This window comes from Flagellimonas lutaonensis, from assembly GCF_000963865.1.
Classification (GTDB): Bacteria; Bacteroidota; Bacteroidia; order Flavobacteriales; family Flavobacteriaceae; genus Flagellimonas_A; species Flagellimonas_A lutaonensis.
The window spans coordinates 2,100,000-2,116,530 of the sequence record NZ_CP011071.1 but is presented as its reverse complement, the minus strand read 5'-3'; the positions used below and the strand labels follow the sequence as shown (position 1 = coordinate 2,116,530).

General features: G+C 45.9%; 16 protein-coding genes. 4 read left to right on the top strand and 12 right to left on the bottom strand.

From position 1 onward, the window contains the following. Positions 1 to 3: 3 nt before the first annotated feature. The gene (locus VC82_RS09870; protein WP_045802231.1) at positions 4 to 1,050 is read right to left on the bottom strand and encodes a sugar kinase; all 1,047 of its coding nucleotides are present in this window, start codon (positions 1,048 to 1,050) and stop codon (positions 4 to 6) included. A gap of 249 nt (positions 1,051 to 1,299) precedes the next feature. On the opposite strand from VC82_RS09870, the gene VC82_RS09860 reads away from it, so the two are divergent. Both VC82_RS09860 and VC82_RS09855 read left to right on the top strand, forming a co-directional pair. After that, entirely contained in the window at positions 1,300 to 1,812 is a 513-nt protein-coding gene (locus VC82_RS09860; protein WP_045802229.1) for a YfcE family phosphodiesterase, read from the top strand. A gap of 85 nt (positions 1,813 to 1,897) precedes the next feature. Then, positions 1,898 to 2,608: a GntR family transcriptional regulator gene (locus VC82_RS09855; RefSeq protein ID WP_045802228.1), complete on the top strand. Its 711-nt coding sequence runs from the start codon at positions 1,898 to 1,900 to the stop codon at positions 2,606 to 2,608. A 10-nt stretch (positions 2,609 to 2,618) separates the two neighbouring features. Here VC82_RS09855 and VC82_RS09850 read toward each other — a convergent pair whose 3' ends face one another. The 9 genes from VC82_RS09850 to VC82_RS09810 are packed head-to-tail and all read right to left on the bottom strand — an operon-like array spanning position 2,619 to position 11,912. Beyond that, positions 2,619 to 3,584 (bottom strand): phosphotriesterase family protein, encoded by a 966-nt coding sequence (locus tag VC82_RS09850; RefSeq protein ID WP_045802227.1) that lies wholly within the window; start codon positions 3,582 to 3,584, stop codon positions 2,619 to 2,621. Further along, positions 3,585 to 4,949, bottom strand: coding sequence for an FAD-dependent oxidoreductase (locus VC82_RS09845; protein ID WP_045802226.1), 1,365 nt, complete (start codon positions 4,947 to 4,949; stop codon positions 3,585 to 3,587). Position 4,950: 1 nt separating this feature from the next. Then, positions 4,951 to 5,736: a sugar isomerase domain-containing protein gene (locus tag VC82_RS09840; protein ID WP_045803371.1), complete on the bottom strand. Its 786-nt coding sequence runs from the start codon at positions 5,734 to 5,736 to the stop codon at positions 4,951 to 4,953. A 7-nt stretch (positions 5,737 to 5,743) separates the two neighbouring features. Beyond that, positions 5,744 to 6,628 carry an ROK family protein gene (locus tag VC82_RS09835; RefSeq protein ID WP_045802225.1) on the bottom strand — a complete coding sequence of 295 codons (885 nt, stop codon included), beginning with the start codon at positions 6,626 to 6,628 and terminating at the stop codon, positions 5,744 to 5,746. Between the two features lie 3 nt (positions 6,629 to 6,631). Continuing rightward, on the bottom strand, positions 6,632 to 7,417 hold the full coding sequence (locus tag VC82_RS09830; protein ID WP_045802224.1) for an SDR family NAD(P)-dependent oxidoreductase: 786 nt from the start codon (positions 7,415 to 7,417) through the stop codon (positions 6,632 to 6,634). Positions 7,418 to 7,419: 2 nt separating this feature from the next. Then, positions 7,420 to 8,010 carry a gluconate 2-dehydrogenase subunit 3 family protein gene (locus VC82_RS09825; RefSeq protein ID WP_045802223.1) on the bottom strand — a complete coding sequence of 197 codons (591 nt, stop codon included), beginning with the start codon at positions 8,008 to 8,010 and terminating at the stop codon, positions 7,420 to 7,422. Between the two features lie 12 nt (positions 8,011 to 8,022). Next, positions 8,023 to 9,753, bottom strand: a complete 1,731-nt coding sequence (locus VC82_RS09820; RefSeq protein ID WP_045802222.1) for a GMC oxidoreductase — start codon at positions 9,751 to 9,753, stop codon at positions 8,023 to 8,025. A 10-nt stretch (positions 9,754 to 9,763) separates the two neighbouring features. Further along, positions 9,764 to 10,954 (bottom strand): Gfo/Idh/MocA family protein, encoded by a 1,191-nt coding sequence (locus VC82_RS09815; protein WP_045802221.1) that lies wholly within the window; start codon positions 10,952 to 10,954, stop codon positions 9,764 to 9,766. 25 nt (positions 10,955 to 10,979) lie between these two features. After that, the gene (locus VC82_RS09810; protein ID WP_084598198.1) at positions 10,980 to 11,912 is read right to left on the bottom strand and encodes a sugar phosphate isomerase/epimerase family protein; all 933 of its coding nucleotides are present in this window, start codon (positions 11,910 to 11,912) and stop codon (positions 10,980 to 10,982) included. 140 nt (positions 11,913 to 12,052) lie between these two features. Here VC82_RS09810 and VC82_RS09805 point away from each other — a divergent pair, with 140 nt between their 5' ends. Then, the gene (locus tag VC82_RS09805; RefSeq protein WP_052699092.1) at positions 12,053 to 13,309 is read left to right on the top strand and encodes an NRAMP family divalent metal transporter; all 1,257 of its coding nucleotides are present in this window, start codon (positions 12,053 to 12,055) and stop codon (positions 13,307 to 13,309) included. Positions 13,310 to 13,398: 89 nt separating this feature from the next. Continuing rightward, entirely contained in the window at positions 13,399 to 13,590 is a 192-nt protein-coding gene (locus VC82_RS09800; RefSeq protein ID WP_045802219.1) for a hypothetical protein, read from the top strand. Positions 13,591 to 13,594: 4 nt separating this feature from the next. Here the strand turns inward: VC82_RS09800 and VC82_RS09795 are convergent, their stop codons facing one another. Further along, positions 13,595 to 15,532 carry an OmpA family protein gene (locus tag VC82_RS09795; protein ID WP_245615881.1) on the bottom strand — a complete coding sequence of 646 codons (1,938 nt, stop codon included), beginning with the start codon at positions 15,530 to 15,532 and terminating at the stop codon, positions 13,595 to 13,597. Between the two features lie 7 nt (positions 15,533 to 15,539). Beyond that, entirely contained in the window at positions 15,540 to 16,523 is a 984-nt protein-coding gene (locus tag VC82_RS09790) for a PorP/SprF family type IX secretion system membrane protein (RefSeq protein WP_045802218.1), read from the bottom strand. Positions 16,524 to 16,531: the final 8 nt, after the last annotated feature.

The window sequence follows — 16,531 nt, the reverse complement described above, 5'->3', positions numbered from 1 at the left end:
TTTTTAGCGAGCTACACGCCCAGAAGCATCACCGGACATTAATTTTTCCACTTCTTGGACGGTAACCAGATTCGCATCGCCCTTGATGGTATGTTTGAGGCATGATGCGGCTACGGCAAAGTTCAGGGCATTTTGGTCATTCTCAGGGTACTTGAGCAATCCGTAAATCAATCCGCCCATAAAAGAATCACCACCACCCACGCGGTCAACGATGTGGGTAATCTGGTATTCAGGGGATTTGTACATGGTCTTTCCATCATAGAGTACGCCTGCCCAGGTATTGTGAGAGGCCGATAAGGATCCCCTCAATGTGGTTATCACTTTTCTTGCCCTAGGGAACCGTTCCATCATTTGTTTGCATACAGACAAAAAGGCCTCTGCCTTCACATGTTCTCCTTGGGTGGTGATGTCCAAACCATCGGGTTTGATTCCAAAGTGCTTCTCGGCATCTTCTTCGTTGCCCAAAACGATGTCACAGTATGAGGTCAGTTCTGACATGATTTCTTCCCGCTTTGAATCATCACAATATTTCCAGAGTTTGGCACGGTAGTTCAAATCAGTCGAAATGGTAACGCCCATATCGCTGGCCACTTTGACCGCCTCTAAACAGACATCTGCAGCCCCTTGGGAAATGGCCGGGGTGATGCCCGTCCAATGGAACCAAGCAACGCCATCGAAAACCGATTTCCAATCGATCATTCCCTTTTCGATTTCGGCCATGGCGGAATGTGCGCGATCGTAAACCACCATGCTGCCGCGGCTTACGGCCCCTGTTTCCAAAAAATAGATGCCAAGGCGGTCACCGCCAAATATGATCTTATCGGTTCCCACTCCTCTTTTGCGCATCTCCATCAGGGCGCAATGGCCAATGTCGTTGTTGGGAAGCCGGGTTACAAAGTCCACGGGAACGCCATAGTTGGCAAGTGATACGGCTACGTTTGATTCCCCACCACCATAGACCACATCAAAAGTGTTGGTCTGGGAAAATCTTAAAAATCCAGGTGGAGCTAAACGCAGCATTATTTCTCCAAAAGTCACTACTCTTTTCACGAATTCTATTTTCTATAATGATTTATAACCATCTTCAAAAAAACAAAAGGTACCGTGAAGGTAGCCATTTAAACCGTATTGGCACTATTTGCGGCAGCCTTGAACCCAATCGGCCATCTTCTGATTTTGAAAATGCGGTGTTCCGTTTTCTTAAAATTTTATGGTATGCAACGATATCTTGGTTTTCGGACCTCCAAAAATCACATTGATATTTGCTATTTTTAGGTCACATCAAAATTGTTGAACAGCATGAAAATAGCCATCATCTCCGACATTCACGACCATGTATGGAATTTAAAAAAAGCCCTCGAAAGACCTGAGCTGCAAGCCACTGATGCTATGATATGCTGTGGTGACCTTTGCGCCCCCTTTATCATTAAACTGCTCGGGCAGGCCTATATAAACCCCATCCATATTGTACTTGGCAACAACGATGGTGATGTGGCTTCCATTATAAAAGTGGCGCAACAATTTTCAAATATCCACATTCATGGGGAATATTTTCGAGGTGATTTTGGCGGAAAGTCCATTGCCGCCAACCACTACCCTGAAAAAGCCCGAACATTGGCAGAAAATGGTGGCTACGACGTTGTTTGCTATGGTCATAACCACACCTTGGCCGACGATGAAAAGGTGGGCGACACACTGCTTATCAATCCAGGGGCCATCATGGGCTATCATGGCGGGGAATTAAGGGATTTGCCCGCGACTTTTTTAATCTTGGATATAAAGACGTTGGCAGTGGAGACAATAACTTTGTAAGCCATAAAAATTAGGTCTTGCTCGACATAGGTATTATCGCAGCTTTTCATACATTGTAAAAATTTCCAGACAGCACATTATCCCCGTGGACAGCGAAAAGAAGTACCAAAAAATACAGCGCTTTTTTACGACCAATATTCAAATGGGAACCTACCCCGTGGGCAGCTATCTGCCGTCAGAAAATGAAATTTGTGAGCAATTCGACACCACGCGCACCACAGTGCGCAGGGCCCTCGATGAGCTTCTAAAAAATGGTTTTATCGAAAAAGAGCATGGTCGTGGCAGCAGGGTGGTCGAACGGCGTAAATCTTTGGGACTGTTGACCGTAAAGGGTTTTTCTGAGGCGCTTGACCACAACAAAAGAACTGTGATCTTACAGGAACCCACATCGCAACCATGGGACGACCGTATTCCATTCAGGCTTTCTGAAACGGAAAAAGAGGGAAATGCCATCTATTTTCAACGTCTTCGCTACGTGAACGGCAAACCTATTATGCTTGAGCACAACTGGTATTCTGATCTAAAACTACAGCAATTGAAAGCTTCAGAATTTATAGAAGGGTCTTTTTTCAAAACCCTGAGCCAAAACTTTTTGATTGAAATGAAGGGCTCGGAACAAGAACTGCGGGCAGAAAGTGCCAACGCCGAAGTGGCCAGGTTTTTGAATATTGAAAGGGGTGCACCGGTGCTGCATATCTCCATCCGTTTTACGACCAGCAAACCTGGTTTCTATCTGTACAGCGAAGTGTATTGCAATACGTCACGTTATCCGGTGAGCAACAGTTATTTTCTTTAGTATTCTTCCATCAATCTGGATTTTTAAAGAAACTGTAAAGTGCCCTGGGGTTATCAATAAAAATCGCATCCAAACAGTGCTCCAACCCCCTCGATTCTAGAAAATCAGGAATGGTCTCTATCAAGTAGTTGAGTCCCGGTTGCCCTCCATAGCTCTTCCAATATTTGTTCTTTGCCATGTCCATGCCCAAGACAATTTGATCGGGGTAGTCGGGCAATAATGTTTCCAGTAGCCGCAGCGTATGGTTGGACTCGTCTTTTTTCCACCTAAAGACACTGTCGTACTCTACCCTGACACCAACATCCAATACAGCTCGGTTATAAGCAATGTCTTTGGCCCGGTCGACATGCGATAGCACCACATGATCAAGTTTTGCCCCCAATTTTTCAAAAAACAAGGCCTGTTCCAATGCCTTTCGACCAAAATTGGTATGAGTCAAAATAGGTCCGCCAGTGGCTAAATGTGCGTTGACCACGGCCCGGAAGATTTTTTCTTGGTGTGGGGTAAAAGGCTCATCTCCGGTAGCGAGTTTTATGAGTCCGGCACGATGCTCGGTACGCCTCACCAAAGGCCCCGAATAATCAAAACGGTCAATGCCCTGCTCGATATCCGCAATAAACAAATCAGTAAGTTCATCCTCCGAATAGGTATACCTCCAATGGTTTTCAGGATAATACTGTTCTAAATGAATTCCGGTTGGTACAATGATATTGACTTTGGAGCGACCGCTCACTTCTGCCAATTTGAGCACATTTCTGCCACAGTTTGCAGGCATGGTATCCACTACCGTTCTGCCCCCTGCCTTATAAAATGCAGTAAGTTCTTGGGTGATTTTGGCCACATCGTTGAGCAAAAATTCTGGATTTGCTGCGGTCACATAACTATCTTCGATGATAATGTGCTCGTGAGAATAGGTAAACCCCATTTCATCAACGGGCCTATCGCCCAATACCGTTCTAAAAAAAGGCTTGCTCATTTATCGATTGTTAAGCCATCCATTTCTGGTTATATCGGCAATTGTATCTGGCATCTCCAAAACTGCACCGTTAGAAAGTAAGGTGTCTTGCAATTTCGGTATGGAAATGGCTCTTGCATCCGCATCGGACTGCAGTGATTGAACGGCCGCAAACCCGGCGGCTTGGCCCATAGACATGGTCTGGGCCATTGACCTACAGGAAGCATGGGCATCGTGCGTGGCCGAAAAACAGCGCCCCACGACCCAAGTGTTCAGGCTTTCTTTTGGCACCAGTGTTCTGTAGGGCACACCGTAAACCCCGCCACCGGGCACATACTGCCAAAACGTTTCACTACCTGAGTCACCCGCTTTTCGATGATCTTCAATAGGGGCACCGCATAAAAAAACTTGATCTTCGAATTGTTTGGCGGCCATACAATCGTCTTTTGTCAAGCGATATTCGCCATAGACCCTTCTTGTTTCGCGCACCCCTATTTGGGTCGAAAGCCCAATGATTTTTGAGTTTTCATAACCGGGCACCTCTGCCCGAAAAAAATCTTCAAATATGAAGGCCTGCCTACGGCCTTCTTGTTCCGCTTGCGTAATGCCTTCTGGTGTCAACGGGTTTTTATCGACCACTTTCACAGCGACCGTTGAAATGCAGCTTGGTTGGCACATTTCGTGTGCAGAACCCTCTTTTCTTGGCAAGGGATGGCGGCCACTTTCATAGGCTTCCCTCATCTTGGTTTTCAGCATTTTCTTTCCGCCAGCGGCTTCAAAACTTTTTAGATCAACATTAGCCATACGAAAGGTGGTGGTCATGCTTTGGGCGGGTTCGTTTTTACCTGCAATTTCATACGGAATACCTGCCCAATGGCAATAGTCGGCATCGCCGGATGCATCGATCACCCTTTTCGTTCTTATTCGAAAGAACCCCATGCCCTTATGAAAACAAACACATGTAATGGTTACCCCAACGTTTTCAACAGCTACCAAAGTGGTGTGGAAAAAGGTCTCGATATTATGTTTCAAAAGGAGTTTGTCCCAAACCTCTTTCAACTTTTCGGGATTATAGTTGACCCCAGTGCCCGCCCCGTAGGTGTTGGGACGCAAAAAAATATCACCTGATTTACAGAGTTCGTCCACAACCCTATCGGGAATGCCCCCTACAATTTTTTTGGGGGTTTCAGAAGGTGTGAAAAATCCATAAAAGGTGTCGAGCATCTGAGTTGAGGTCCCTCCTGCAAATCCGTATCGTTCAACCAAGGTGACCTTATAGTTACCATGACTCGCCGCAAGGGCTGCTGCACAGCCGGCACTGCCACTGCCAATGACCAAAATGTCAGTAGTGCACACTTCCTGTATGGATGTGGTAAAATGTTCCATGCTATTTTTTCTTTCCCACGTTCTCGAACAATCTGGCCAAGTTATGTGCATGTTCATCATACGCCATCTCGAACAATTCAGCGGCACGTTGTTCCCCCACTATTTTTCCACTGGCAAGTACCTTGGGTGGTTTCCCGTTTTGCTGCAAAATAGCTGCGATTTCTGCCTTCAATGCATTGATCAACAACACCCCGCCCAAGGTTGACCCAGGTGACACGGGTGTTTCTAGGCCTTCTATTTCAATCATGGCATCACCCAAGGGCGCACCTGTATCCAACACATAGTCTGCAAAGTCGGTCAGTTTTTTGCCGTCTTTTCTTTTTGAGTCACTTCCTTCAAGATGCAGGCTGCTCACCAAGGCCACTACCTTAACATTTCGCTTTCGAAACTCCTCTGCCATTTCAATGGGTACCACATTGCATCCACTCGAAGAAATGATCAGTGCCGTATCGTCTTCGGTAATATCAAAATTTCGAAGGATTTTTGGCGCAAGACCGGATACATTCTCAATGAACATGGCCTGGCGTTGACCATTTGCCCCGACCACAAGATTATGAAAGGATAAGGATAGTTCCACTATTGGATTAAACCCCGGAAAAGAGCCATAACGTGGCCACATCTCTTCAACCATCATACGGCTGTGTCCAGAACCAAAAAGATGCACCACCCGCTTATTCAATATGGATTGGGCAAACAACTCGGCCACGGCCTTTATAGCAGCTTCCTGTTTTTCAACCACAGAAATGATGTGTTTGGCTTTTGTTAAATATGTTTTGGTATAATTCATAAACAGTTCAAGATTTTGATTTTGCAAATAGTGCCGCGCCCATGGCACCTGCATATTGGCCAAATTGCGCCAACTCAATGGCAGTTCTGTACCCTCCCGGTTGCCATTCGTACAAGGCCATGAATTCATGCAAGGGTTTGATTAGGGAATCTTTGGCGCCACTGCTGATACCGCCTCCCAGCACAACTACTTCCGGGGAAAATGTATTGACCAAAGAGGCCAAGGCCAAGGCCAATTTCTTAACCGATTCAAGCCACCAAAAAGTGGCCGTCACCTCATTTTCTTCATAGGCCTTTACCAATTCTTTGGTACTTGAATAGTGCCCTTGGGTACGTTGGCCAACGGAAAAATTACCAATGGCATACTCCAAACTGCCCAACATATTGGTCATGGTCGGCGCACCATCATGGTCAACGGTCATATGGCCAAAATGGCCTGCTCGGTTTAAATTTCCTTGATACAATCTCCCATCAACAATTACACCACCGCCCACACCGGTGCCCAAGGTCAATAGCAGCATATTTTTGATATTCTTCTCTTTCTGATAGCTGTGGTACTCCGCCAAACAAGCGGCATGGCCGTCATTGACCACCCATATTTCACGGTCAGCAGCATTTCCCCAATCAAAATTTTCTATGCCCTGCAATCGTTCAGGCATATGGAGAATTTTTCGATTGCCCGCATCGGCCAGTCCAGGGGCAGAGATTCCTATCGTCAAAGCCTGTCTTTCCGAAGCACCTGCCTCCTTTTTTATCAACCCTAAAATCTTGGTTTTCCAATCACCAACTCCGTCATGGGTAGCCACCTCATCTTTTTTCAAGATTTGCATGTCTTTATCCAACAAAACTGTCTTTACCCTTGTTCCCCCAATATCAATACCCAGGTACTGCATAGTTTATCTATATTGTCCATCACTGATTGACCAGCCCCCATCAACCGCCAACACCTGTCCGGTAATGAATTTGGAATTTGGCGATAGAAACAGCAACACGGCCTCATTGATATCTTCGGAATTGCCCAATCGTCCACCGTCCAACGGTTGCTTGGTCTTGGCAAAGGTTACGATGGATTCATCCGTCGCTGCCCTTTTGGCCATGGGGGTCTCAAAGAGACTCGGTGCCAATACGTTTACCCGAATGTTCTTCTCCGCATAATAGGATGCAATCGATTTTGAGAAACCGATGATTGCTGATTTTGCTGCCGCATAGGCATGGGTGGCAAAATGTTTTGGTGAGGGCGATTGCCCCAATACCGAACCCATGTTCAGAATGGTTCCGTGTGTTTTTTTCTCTAAAAAGTAATTGATCACGGCCTTGTTGGACAACATGACCGAAGCAAGGTTCAATTCGAGCGTCTTGTTCCACCCCTCCAGGGATAATTCATGTAAGGGCCCATCACCGAATTTTCGGCCGCTGCCACCTGCCACGTGAAAAAGGCCGGTTATCGTTCCGAATCTATCTTTTGCTGCATCAATAGCCCTGTCGATGGTCGCCCCATTTGTGGCATCTCCTTGTATCACCACGGCATCGTTACCAAACTTGTTTGTGGCAAAGGCACAACTCTCTTCATCGCGACCGACCACTACCAATGAGGCCCCTCTCTTTTTCAAGGCCAAGGCCGCAGAAAGCCCCATGCCCGAGGTGCCGCCCATTAGTATGTAGCAAGTATCTTTAAAATCCATCGTTAAAGCGCCCAAGGCTTATCGTTCTCTTCATCATAATCAATACAGCCATCAAACCGTTGTGGAATGGGCAAATATTCCCTTGCTTGTGTCATTCCGAGTTCTGAAGAAAAATAACCTGACACCACCAAGTCTTTGAGCAAGGCGAAATAATGCACTTGGGGCGGATCGCTATTTTCATGAGCTTCAGCAAACACAATAGCCTCTTCCTGTAACTCCGACAATAGGGCTAGCTGCTGTCCACCATCCATTTTCTCAAATGAATCTCCCGAACGTTCAAAGCTCAAGGATTCGATAGTGGTAAGTCCGTTTAAAAACACGTCTTGGTCTTCCGCTGCCAAACAATCCTGCACCATTGTCACGATATATTCTCCTATCTCCACATCCTTTGCTCCAGGCAAATCACCCATTTTCGGCAGAATGGTCTCCCCCAATGCATCGAGCAGAGAAATGTCTGCCTGCGATAGGCTGCTCCACGCGCGTGGTTCGGCCTTGCAAGATTGCAGCAATACTGTTGGCACAACCAGAGCGCCACCGCCCAATAATGCCAGGCTCTTCAAAAAATGTTTTCTGTCTATTTTTTCGGTCTCCATCAATAATCAGATTTACAGATTTCTTCTTTTAAGCTCGGAAACGGCATAATCGGCTGCCCTTGCGGTTAGTGCCATATAGGTCAGGGATGGATTTTGGCATGCGCTGGAGGTCATGCATGACCCATCGGTCACAAACACATTTTCTGCCCCCCAGACTTGGTTGTGGGCATTGAGTACCGAGGTCTTCTGACTATTGCCCATGCGGGCCGTTCCCATCTCATGAATATTGAGGCCCATAGTTCGGTTTTCGGGCACCACCTCGATATCATAAAACTTCGCTTTCTCTAGCATTTCTATGCCAGAGGCCACCATATCTTTGGCCATATTGGTTTCGTTGGTCTTGAATTCGGCGTCGATTTCAAGCAATGGCATGTCCCATTCATCTTTTTGGTCTTTGTTTAAAGTCACTTTGTTGTCGTGATAGGGAAGACATTCGCCCATGCCCAACATTGAAATTTCCCATGGGCCCAATCGCGTTAAATCTTCCATTAGTGAAAGGCCTATAGATGTCTCACTGACCTCACTGCCCGCCGGTCTCGAAGCGGCAACGGAATAGGCATATCCCCGACTGAAATCGGTTTGTCTATCATCACCGAAATTGCGAAAACGTGCCAAATAGGTTCCCGTGGGCCGCCGGCCGTGGTAGTACTTGTCTTTGAACCCATCGTATTTGGCCTTAACCCTCGCATTGTAATTGTGGTCCATGAGATTGTGCCCCAATTCACCGCTGTCGTTGCCCATACCGTTTGGAAATCGAGAGGAGGTGGAGTTCAACAACACCAAGGTTGAATTCAGCGTGGCGGCGTTCAAAAATATGATCTTGGCATAGAACTCCATTGTTTCCTTGGTGTTCGTATCAATTACCCGAACCCCTTTTGCCTTCTGTGTCTGCTCGTCATAAATGATGGAATGTACCACTGAAAAAGGCCTGATGGTCAGGTTCCCAGTTTTTTCAGCCGCAGGAAGCGTTGCAGAATTGCTACTAAAATACCCCCCGAAAGGACATCCCCTATAGCACAGGTCACGATATTGGCAAGGGCCGCGGCCCAAATGGGGCTGTGAAAGGTTGGCGGTACGTGATATGACCAAATGCCTATCGGAGTAGTTTTCTTTTAAGCTGTCTTTAAAATAGTCTTCAACACAATTCATCTGCATCGGAGGCAAAAACTCGCCATCTGGAATCTGCGAGAGCCCATCTCTATTGCCACTAATACCCGCAAATTTTTCGACATAGGCATACCATGGGGCTATGTCTTTGTAGCGAATAGGCCAATCGACGGCGACTCCTTCCTTGGCGTTGGCCTCAAAATCAAGGTCACTCCAGCGCTGGGTCCATCGGGCCCACAAAAGCGATTTACCGCCCACTTGATACCCTTTTATCCAATCGAACGGTTTTTTTTGCACATAGGGATGCTCTTTATCCTTTACAAAAAAATGTTCCGTAGCTTCTTCAAAAGCATAGCATTTGCTCAAAATGGGATTCTCACTTTTCAGCTTTTCGGTCACTTTGTTCCGATGGGGAAATTCCCAGATATGCTTACTTGCGGTCGGGTAGTCTTTGATATGTTCTACCATTCGGCCCCGTTCGAGCACCAATGTTTTCAGTCCTTTTTCGCAGAGTTCCTTGGCGGCCCATCCACCACTGATTCCTGATCCGATGACAATTGCATCATAGGTGTGGTCATCAATCGCCTTGCCAGTGATATTGACCGAAGCGAGGTCTTTTTTCAATTTTTTGTCCATTCAAATACCATTACGAATTCACCCGTTGGATGACCTCGCCCGTTTTTTTATGTTTAAGAATAAGTTTGGTATCACCGTTCGGCAATACCTCTTCTTTGATAAGATAGTAGTCATCATCGTAGGAGATGGCTTGCCTGAGTGCTTCTTCCGATTTGTTGCCACGCCAATCTTCAAGTACCACAGGCTCCCATTTTTTGGTTTCTGCCGATTTGAAGGCTGCGTCCAAAATGGCATTCACCACATAGCCGTCATAAAAAGTTTCCAAGGGTTCGCGCCCTTCTTCCATGGCATCAAACATATCGGTAAACATATGCGGGTACCCCAAATCGTGGGCCTCGTCACCTACCGGAAACAACCACCCCCTGTCAATCTCTGCCTTTTCGGCCACGTAGGCATCCTTACCGCCAGTGGTGAACATTTCAAATCCGGTTCGCAAAAAGTTGTTCAACCATATTGTGCCCTCGGTCCCCATGACCTCATCACGAAGGTCCATACCGCCCCTAAAGGCCCAACTCACCTCAAACTGACCGATGGCTCCATTGGCATATTTTACCAGACCAATGGCATGATCTTCTGCATCTATGGGGTGTACTTGGGTATCTGCCCAGCACATGACCTCAAGGGGCCTGATCTCTTTACCGATGAAATTTCGGCTGATTTCAACACAATGGCAGCCCAAGTCAATAATGGCGCCACCCCCAGATTTTTCCATATCCCAAAACCAATCGCTGTGCGGACCTGGATGAGTTTCCCTTGACTTGGCCCAAAGCACCTTGCCAATAGCGCCTTTTTTGACGCTTTCCATCGACTTGAGAAATTTTGGGGTATAGCAGAGATCTTCCAGATACCCAGCAAAAATCCCGGCCTCTTCTGCCAAGTCGAGCATTTTTTTGGCTTCTTCGGCGGTACGCCCCAACGGTTTGGTACACAATACCCCCTTTTTGGCCTTTGCCGCCGCCTCTACCGCTGGTAGATGCAAATGGTTGGGTAAAGAAATTAACACCACATCAACATCGGGATGTTGAACTGCCTCTTCCATTTTATCCGTAAAATGCTCAAAGCCATAATCTTTCGCAAAACGCTTGGCATTTTCAATGTTTCGCGAGTACACGCTAATAATTCTATCTTTTCGTCTTTGGGCATGCAGTGAGGTCGCATAAAACCTGGCAATAAAGCCTGAGCCCAACATGGCAATTCTCATATATTCTGTGTTCTTGTTTTTACGTTTACCATCCGAAAGTCTCTTGAACGAACTCTCGGCTCATTTTCCAATCTTCCTTTAAAGGATTCTCAGGTTCAAAATCATTGGGAAATGCCAATTCGATGGCTGCCTTTCCACTAAATTTTTGCTTTTCCAAAGCTTGGGCGATGGCCTTAAAATCTGTATCGCCCTGCCCCACATATTCTGTCCACGTGCCATCTGCATACTGGTCGCGAATATGTAAGTACACTATGCGGTCACCATAGGTGTTTATAAAATCGACCGGGCTCACCCCCGCCCTGATCAACCAGTTGAGATCGGGCCCGAGCTTGGCATCAGGCAATCGGGCCAACGTGCCTTTCAGATCATGAAGGTCATTCTCTACCTCATACGTATAGTTGTGAAGGTTGGGTTGAATGCCATTATCTTGGCAAATCTTAAAAACCTGCTTTAGAATATGAGCTTGAGCATCCAGTTCCTTTTCGGTCTTTAGACGGTTCACGGAGCCAACGGAAATACCGAATGTTTCGCCCCCAAGAGCCGCCAGTCTTGGCACCACTAAATGTATATCTTCAAGAATTTTTTTATGCTGTTGGGCATCGCACATCTGAAAACCCACTCCGTAAGAAGAGCCGGAAACCTTAATGTTGTGCTTTGCTTTAAGATTTGCAATGCGCCGCACTGCATCATCGGGCCTAAGAAGCACCTCCATAAGCTCGACACCATATAGCCCAGCATAGGCCATATCTTGAAATACAGTATCAAGAACTGGAGTGCAATCCCAATTAGGGGGGAACTTACTGGCGTACACCCATAGGTGGCCGCACAGTTTCACATGGGATTCATCCACTATGTAACCAATATTTGAGGACCTCAGCACTTGGGGCAGCAGTAAGGAACCCAAAACAGTCTTACCCGTTTGTTTGAGAAAGTTTCTACGGTTTGAGATGGGCTTCATCGATTCGTCTTTATCGGTTTTTAAATGGCCGACAAAGAATATTCCGCATCGACACTCTAAATATACAACAATAACTTGTACGTACAAGTTGGATTTTACTCTGCATTTGTGTTAAATTCAGCGCATATTTTCCTGAAATGATCAAAAAAATCAAACAACTGATCAAGTTGGTCGGGCCAGGCCTGTTATTTGCCAGTATGGCCATCGGCACTTCGCATTTGGTTCTTTCCACAAAAGGCGGGGCACAATATGGTTGGGTAATGGTCATTCCCATAGTGTTGGCCAATATTCTCAAATATCCTTTTTTTGAGTTTGGGGTCCGGTACACCAACGTTACCCATAAAAGCTTGATACAGGGCTACCGTGATTTGGGCAAACGTTATCTTTGGGTGTACGCCCTGGTAACGGTAGTCTCTATATTTACGCTATTGGCCGCCCTTTATGTGGTTACCTCTGGCCTGCTCATGAATCTCCTCAAGATTTCTGGCACCAATTTGGGTATGACCGCACTCGCCCTTTTTGCCTTTATAAGTACCCTGCTTATCATTGGCCGCTATAAATTTCTAGAAAACTCTTTGAAGGTGGTCATTTCCATATTATTTGTGGCCCTGCTTGTTACCACCGTGATGGTGCTATACAAGGGGCAAGCAGCGCCTATCGCCAATTTTGAACAGCCAAAAATATTTGATGAAGTGGGTATTCTCTTTTTGATTAGCCTTATGGGGTGGATGCCCACTGCCGTTGAAGCTTCAGGATGGGTGAGCTTATGGAGTATTGAAAAACTGAAATCGTCGAAAAATAAACCTTCGTTCAAAGAGGCATTGGGTGAATTCAATTTGGGCTATTTTATGACCGCACTCTTGGCCATTTTCTTTTTGATCATAGGATGGATGACCCTTTACGGAACCGGGGTCGAACTAAGTGGCAATGCCGTGGTATTTGCCGACCAAGTGGTAACCCTGTTCACGGCACACATAGGCAATTGGGCCTATATTTTCATTGCTGTGGCCGCTTTTGCCACTATGTTCAGTACTTGTATGACAGCCCATGATGCGGTTGCACGGGTCAGTTTGGATGTACTGTCAAAGCTCTACCCAAACATTGGGATATTTTCAAGAAAATCCTCATTTGCCTTAACAGTGGTCATTCTGGCCCTGATCAATTGGATGGTCATTTTACTTTTCAGTGCCAATATGGGGCAACTGGTGGCCTTGGCTACCTTTGTCTCTTTTGTTATGGCGCCCATAGTGGGATGGATGAACCTTAAAGCCGTAATGGGCAATGACATGCCGCAACGATACCGCCCAAACAAATCACTGCAATTTTTGACCTATGTGGGCATGATATTCTTATCACTTTTTGCCCTGTATTACTGTTGGATGGTGTTATTGGATTGACCAAGTCCCAAAAATTTTAATAAAGACTTAACAGCTTACATTTGTGATTGCAATTTGTCTTTAGAAGCTTTGCACCTGAAAATCAGGCTATGAAGTTGATCTATATTAAAAGAAGCACAAGAAGGGAACGCAGGTACACTAAAAAAATGGGTATGTTTTCACCCAAGGTGACCTATATCAAAAAAATGGTTCTTGGGCTACCGATAAGAACACTTCACAAATATCGGGAAACCTATTATGGCCGTGTAAAAGACTGCCATGAATGCTCATTGGCCCGTTAGGCCGTTATTCAAACATAACATTATCGTTCAACACGACTATCAGTGAACGTTGGTTCTGTTTGTGCAACATCTCAAGGCAGAAGGCCCCGTTGTGGCAATTGTTCAATATCTTCTGTTCTCCATAACCCACAGAATACAGAATATTCGAGGCTGGCACGCCCTTATCGAGCAGATATTTTTTTATGGCATCAGACCTTTGCTGGGTAAGCCTAAAGTTTGCGCTGCTGCCCCCACGGCTATCGGTATATGTTTCAATACGCAATTGTACCGCTGGAAATTGCTGTACAAATTCGACCACCTTATCCAGTTCTTTGGCTATTTCTGGGGTAATTTTGGCCAATCCCCTATCGAAATAGAATTTATCGAGTTTGACCACTTTCTGGCCTTCTTTTTCTTCGACCAAATCGTCATATAACGAGAGGCCAATATCAACCTTAAAACCTTCTTTTTGGTCCAGACCCTCTAAAAACTGAAGTTTTTCAGTGAATATAGAGTGTCGGTCTTTTGTGGCCTGGAGCGTTACTTCTTCTCGCCACGGTATCTCCAAACGATAGTTGCCATCCTCATCTGAATACACTTCTTTTAACACTGCGCCGTTCTTGTCCAAAACCCGAACAGCCGCTTTTGCAACCCCCTCATCATTGTCGTAAGGCTTGACGACCTTTCCGCGAAGGGCAATGGTCTTTAGACCTGGTTTTTCATCAACCTTAAAGCCGTAAATGTCGTCTTTGCCCCGGCCTCCGGGCCTATTTGAGGAGAAATAGCCAAGAAGTCCATCTCCCTCATTCCGCATAATGAAACCGAAATCATCATCTTTTGAATTAACCCCAGGACCCAAGTTCACGGGTATACTAAAATTACCCTCTTCTTCGAAATTGCTCTTATAAATGTCCATGCCCCCCATGCCGTAGAACACATCCGAAGAAAAATAGAGGCTGCTCTCAAAAACAAAGGGTGCTATCTCATTACCCGGCGAATTGATGCGGGGGCCCAAGTTTACCGGGGCAGACATTATTTGTCCGTTATTGGTATAAACGTAATATAGGTCAGTGCCTCCATAGCCATCTTCAAAATTGGCGGCAAAATACAGCTTGCCGGTTTCAGCCTCATAAAACGGATAATAGAATGATGTGCTTAAATCGCGCAACAGAAGCCTGAACTGACCATCCACCACCTGCATTGCAATTGAAAGTGCGTTTTTTCCATTGTCATCAAAGGCCAACTCACCATTCTCGGTATTTGACAACACATAAAGAATCGCGTTAAGAGCTTCAGAGTAATAAGGTGTTGCCTTATGGTAATCAGACTGGGGTATGCCCGAAAAAGGATTTGCGTTCAATACCTCGCCATTGGGCCCTATACGACCGACATAAATGTCGAGATACGATTCTCCCATCGGTGCATACTGCTTTTTCTTTTCTTGTGGGCGACCACTGCTAAAGAGCAATCTCTCTTTAAAAAAGGCTGGTGCAAAATCTGATTGTGGACTGTTGCTGCCCATATTAAAGATTTCAAATTGCAATTCGCCGGCTGTGTTGGACTCTAACAATTCTCGGTTAAAATCAGCGTTCTCTAGCAGTTCTTGTTCAAGCTGGCCTGATTTGGTGGCCAAAAAAGCATCGACCCGCTCTGTATTTCCCACTTTGGAAAAGCTTTGCAACATTTTGTTGAAATGATGGTTGCCCATCAGGGTATCCCTTTTGTACGCTTCTAGATATAGTTTGGAGGCCTTGTCGTAGGCATTTGTCTTGAAATAGGCATCTGCCAAATTCAGCTCTTGTTGTGGGGTAAGCGTCCCCTCGGCCTTTTGCTTTTCGTATTCGACTATGGCCTGGTTGTAGGCGTATTGAAAGAAATAGCTATCACCCTTCGACCGTTTGTCTTGGGCAAACGCCGATGTGAACAAAAGCATCAAAACAACCCATAAAGTAGATTTCATCATTTTCATGCTAAAAAAATCTCGGTGAATCTATTTGTTTGGGTTTCCCCTTCAATTTTTTATTCTTCTTAGTGCCTTTAAACCTACTGTTGCCATCACCTCGGCCCAAATAGAATTTTAGAATGGCCTCGTGTGTACCCCCACTGAAATCACCCAGTCCGTTCGTGTTATAATCATATGAGTAGCCCAAGAACATACTGTTTGAAATCTGGAAGCCGGCCAGACCGCTAAAGGCATTGTCAAAACGGTACGAGGCGCCAATCGTGAGGGCATCGATGAACAAGAAATTGGCAGATAGGTTCACGTTCACCGGGGCCCCTTTGAGGGTATTGATCAAAAATGCCGGTTTGAACTTTGACCTATCGGAAAGTTGAAACACATATCCCCCAATAAAATTGAACTGTATCTTGTCTTCGACGACGGTGGCCACCTCGTCATTATAAATATCGTTGGTCAAAAAATTCGGAATTGACATACCGAGATACCAATTATCGGCATACATAAACATGCCCGCCCCTATGGTTGGGTAAAAATTGCTGACATCTTGCTGTTCTACCGTAGGGTCGTTCGGATTTTGAAAATTTCCTTTGGAATAATCCAGACTCAGCAGCGAACCACCCGCATCGAGTCCGAATGAAAGTTTGGTATAATCAGACAGGTTGATCTGGTACGAATAGGCGATGTCAATATACGTTTGGCTCGAAGGCCCAATCTCATCGGTGATTACGTTAAAGCCCATTCCCATTTTTTCATTGGCAAAGGGAATATTGGCACCAAATCTCAAATTGCGGGGCGCCCCGGGTATATCGAGCCATTGGGCGCGGTACAGCCCCATTAGCTCGGCACTTTCAACGGTACCGACGTAGGCAGGGTTAAAACTGCCAATGTTGTACATATACTGGGTATACTGCGGCTCTTTTTGTGCGTTGAGGGGCAGGGCTGCAAGCAAAATTGCCGAAATCGGCACTATGTATTTTTTCAATACCGCGTTCATGAACAATT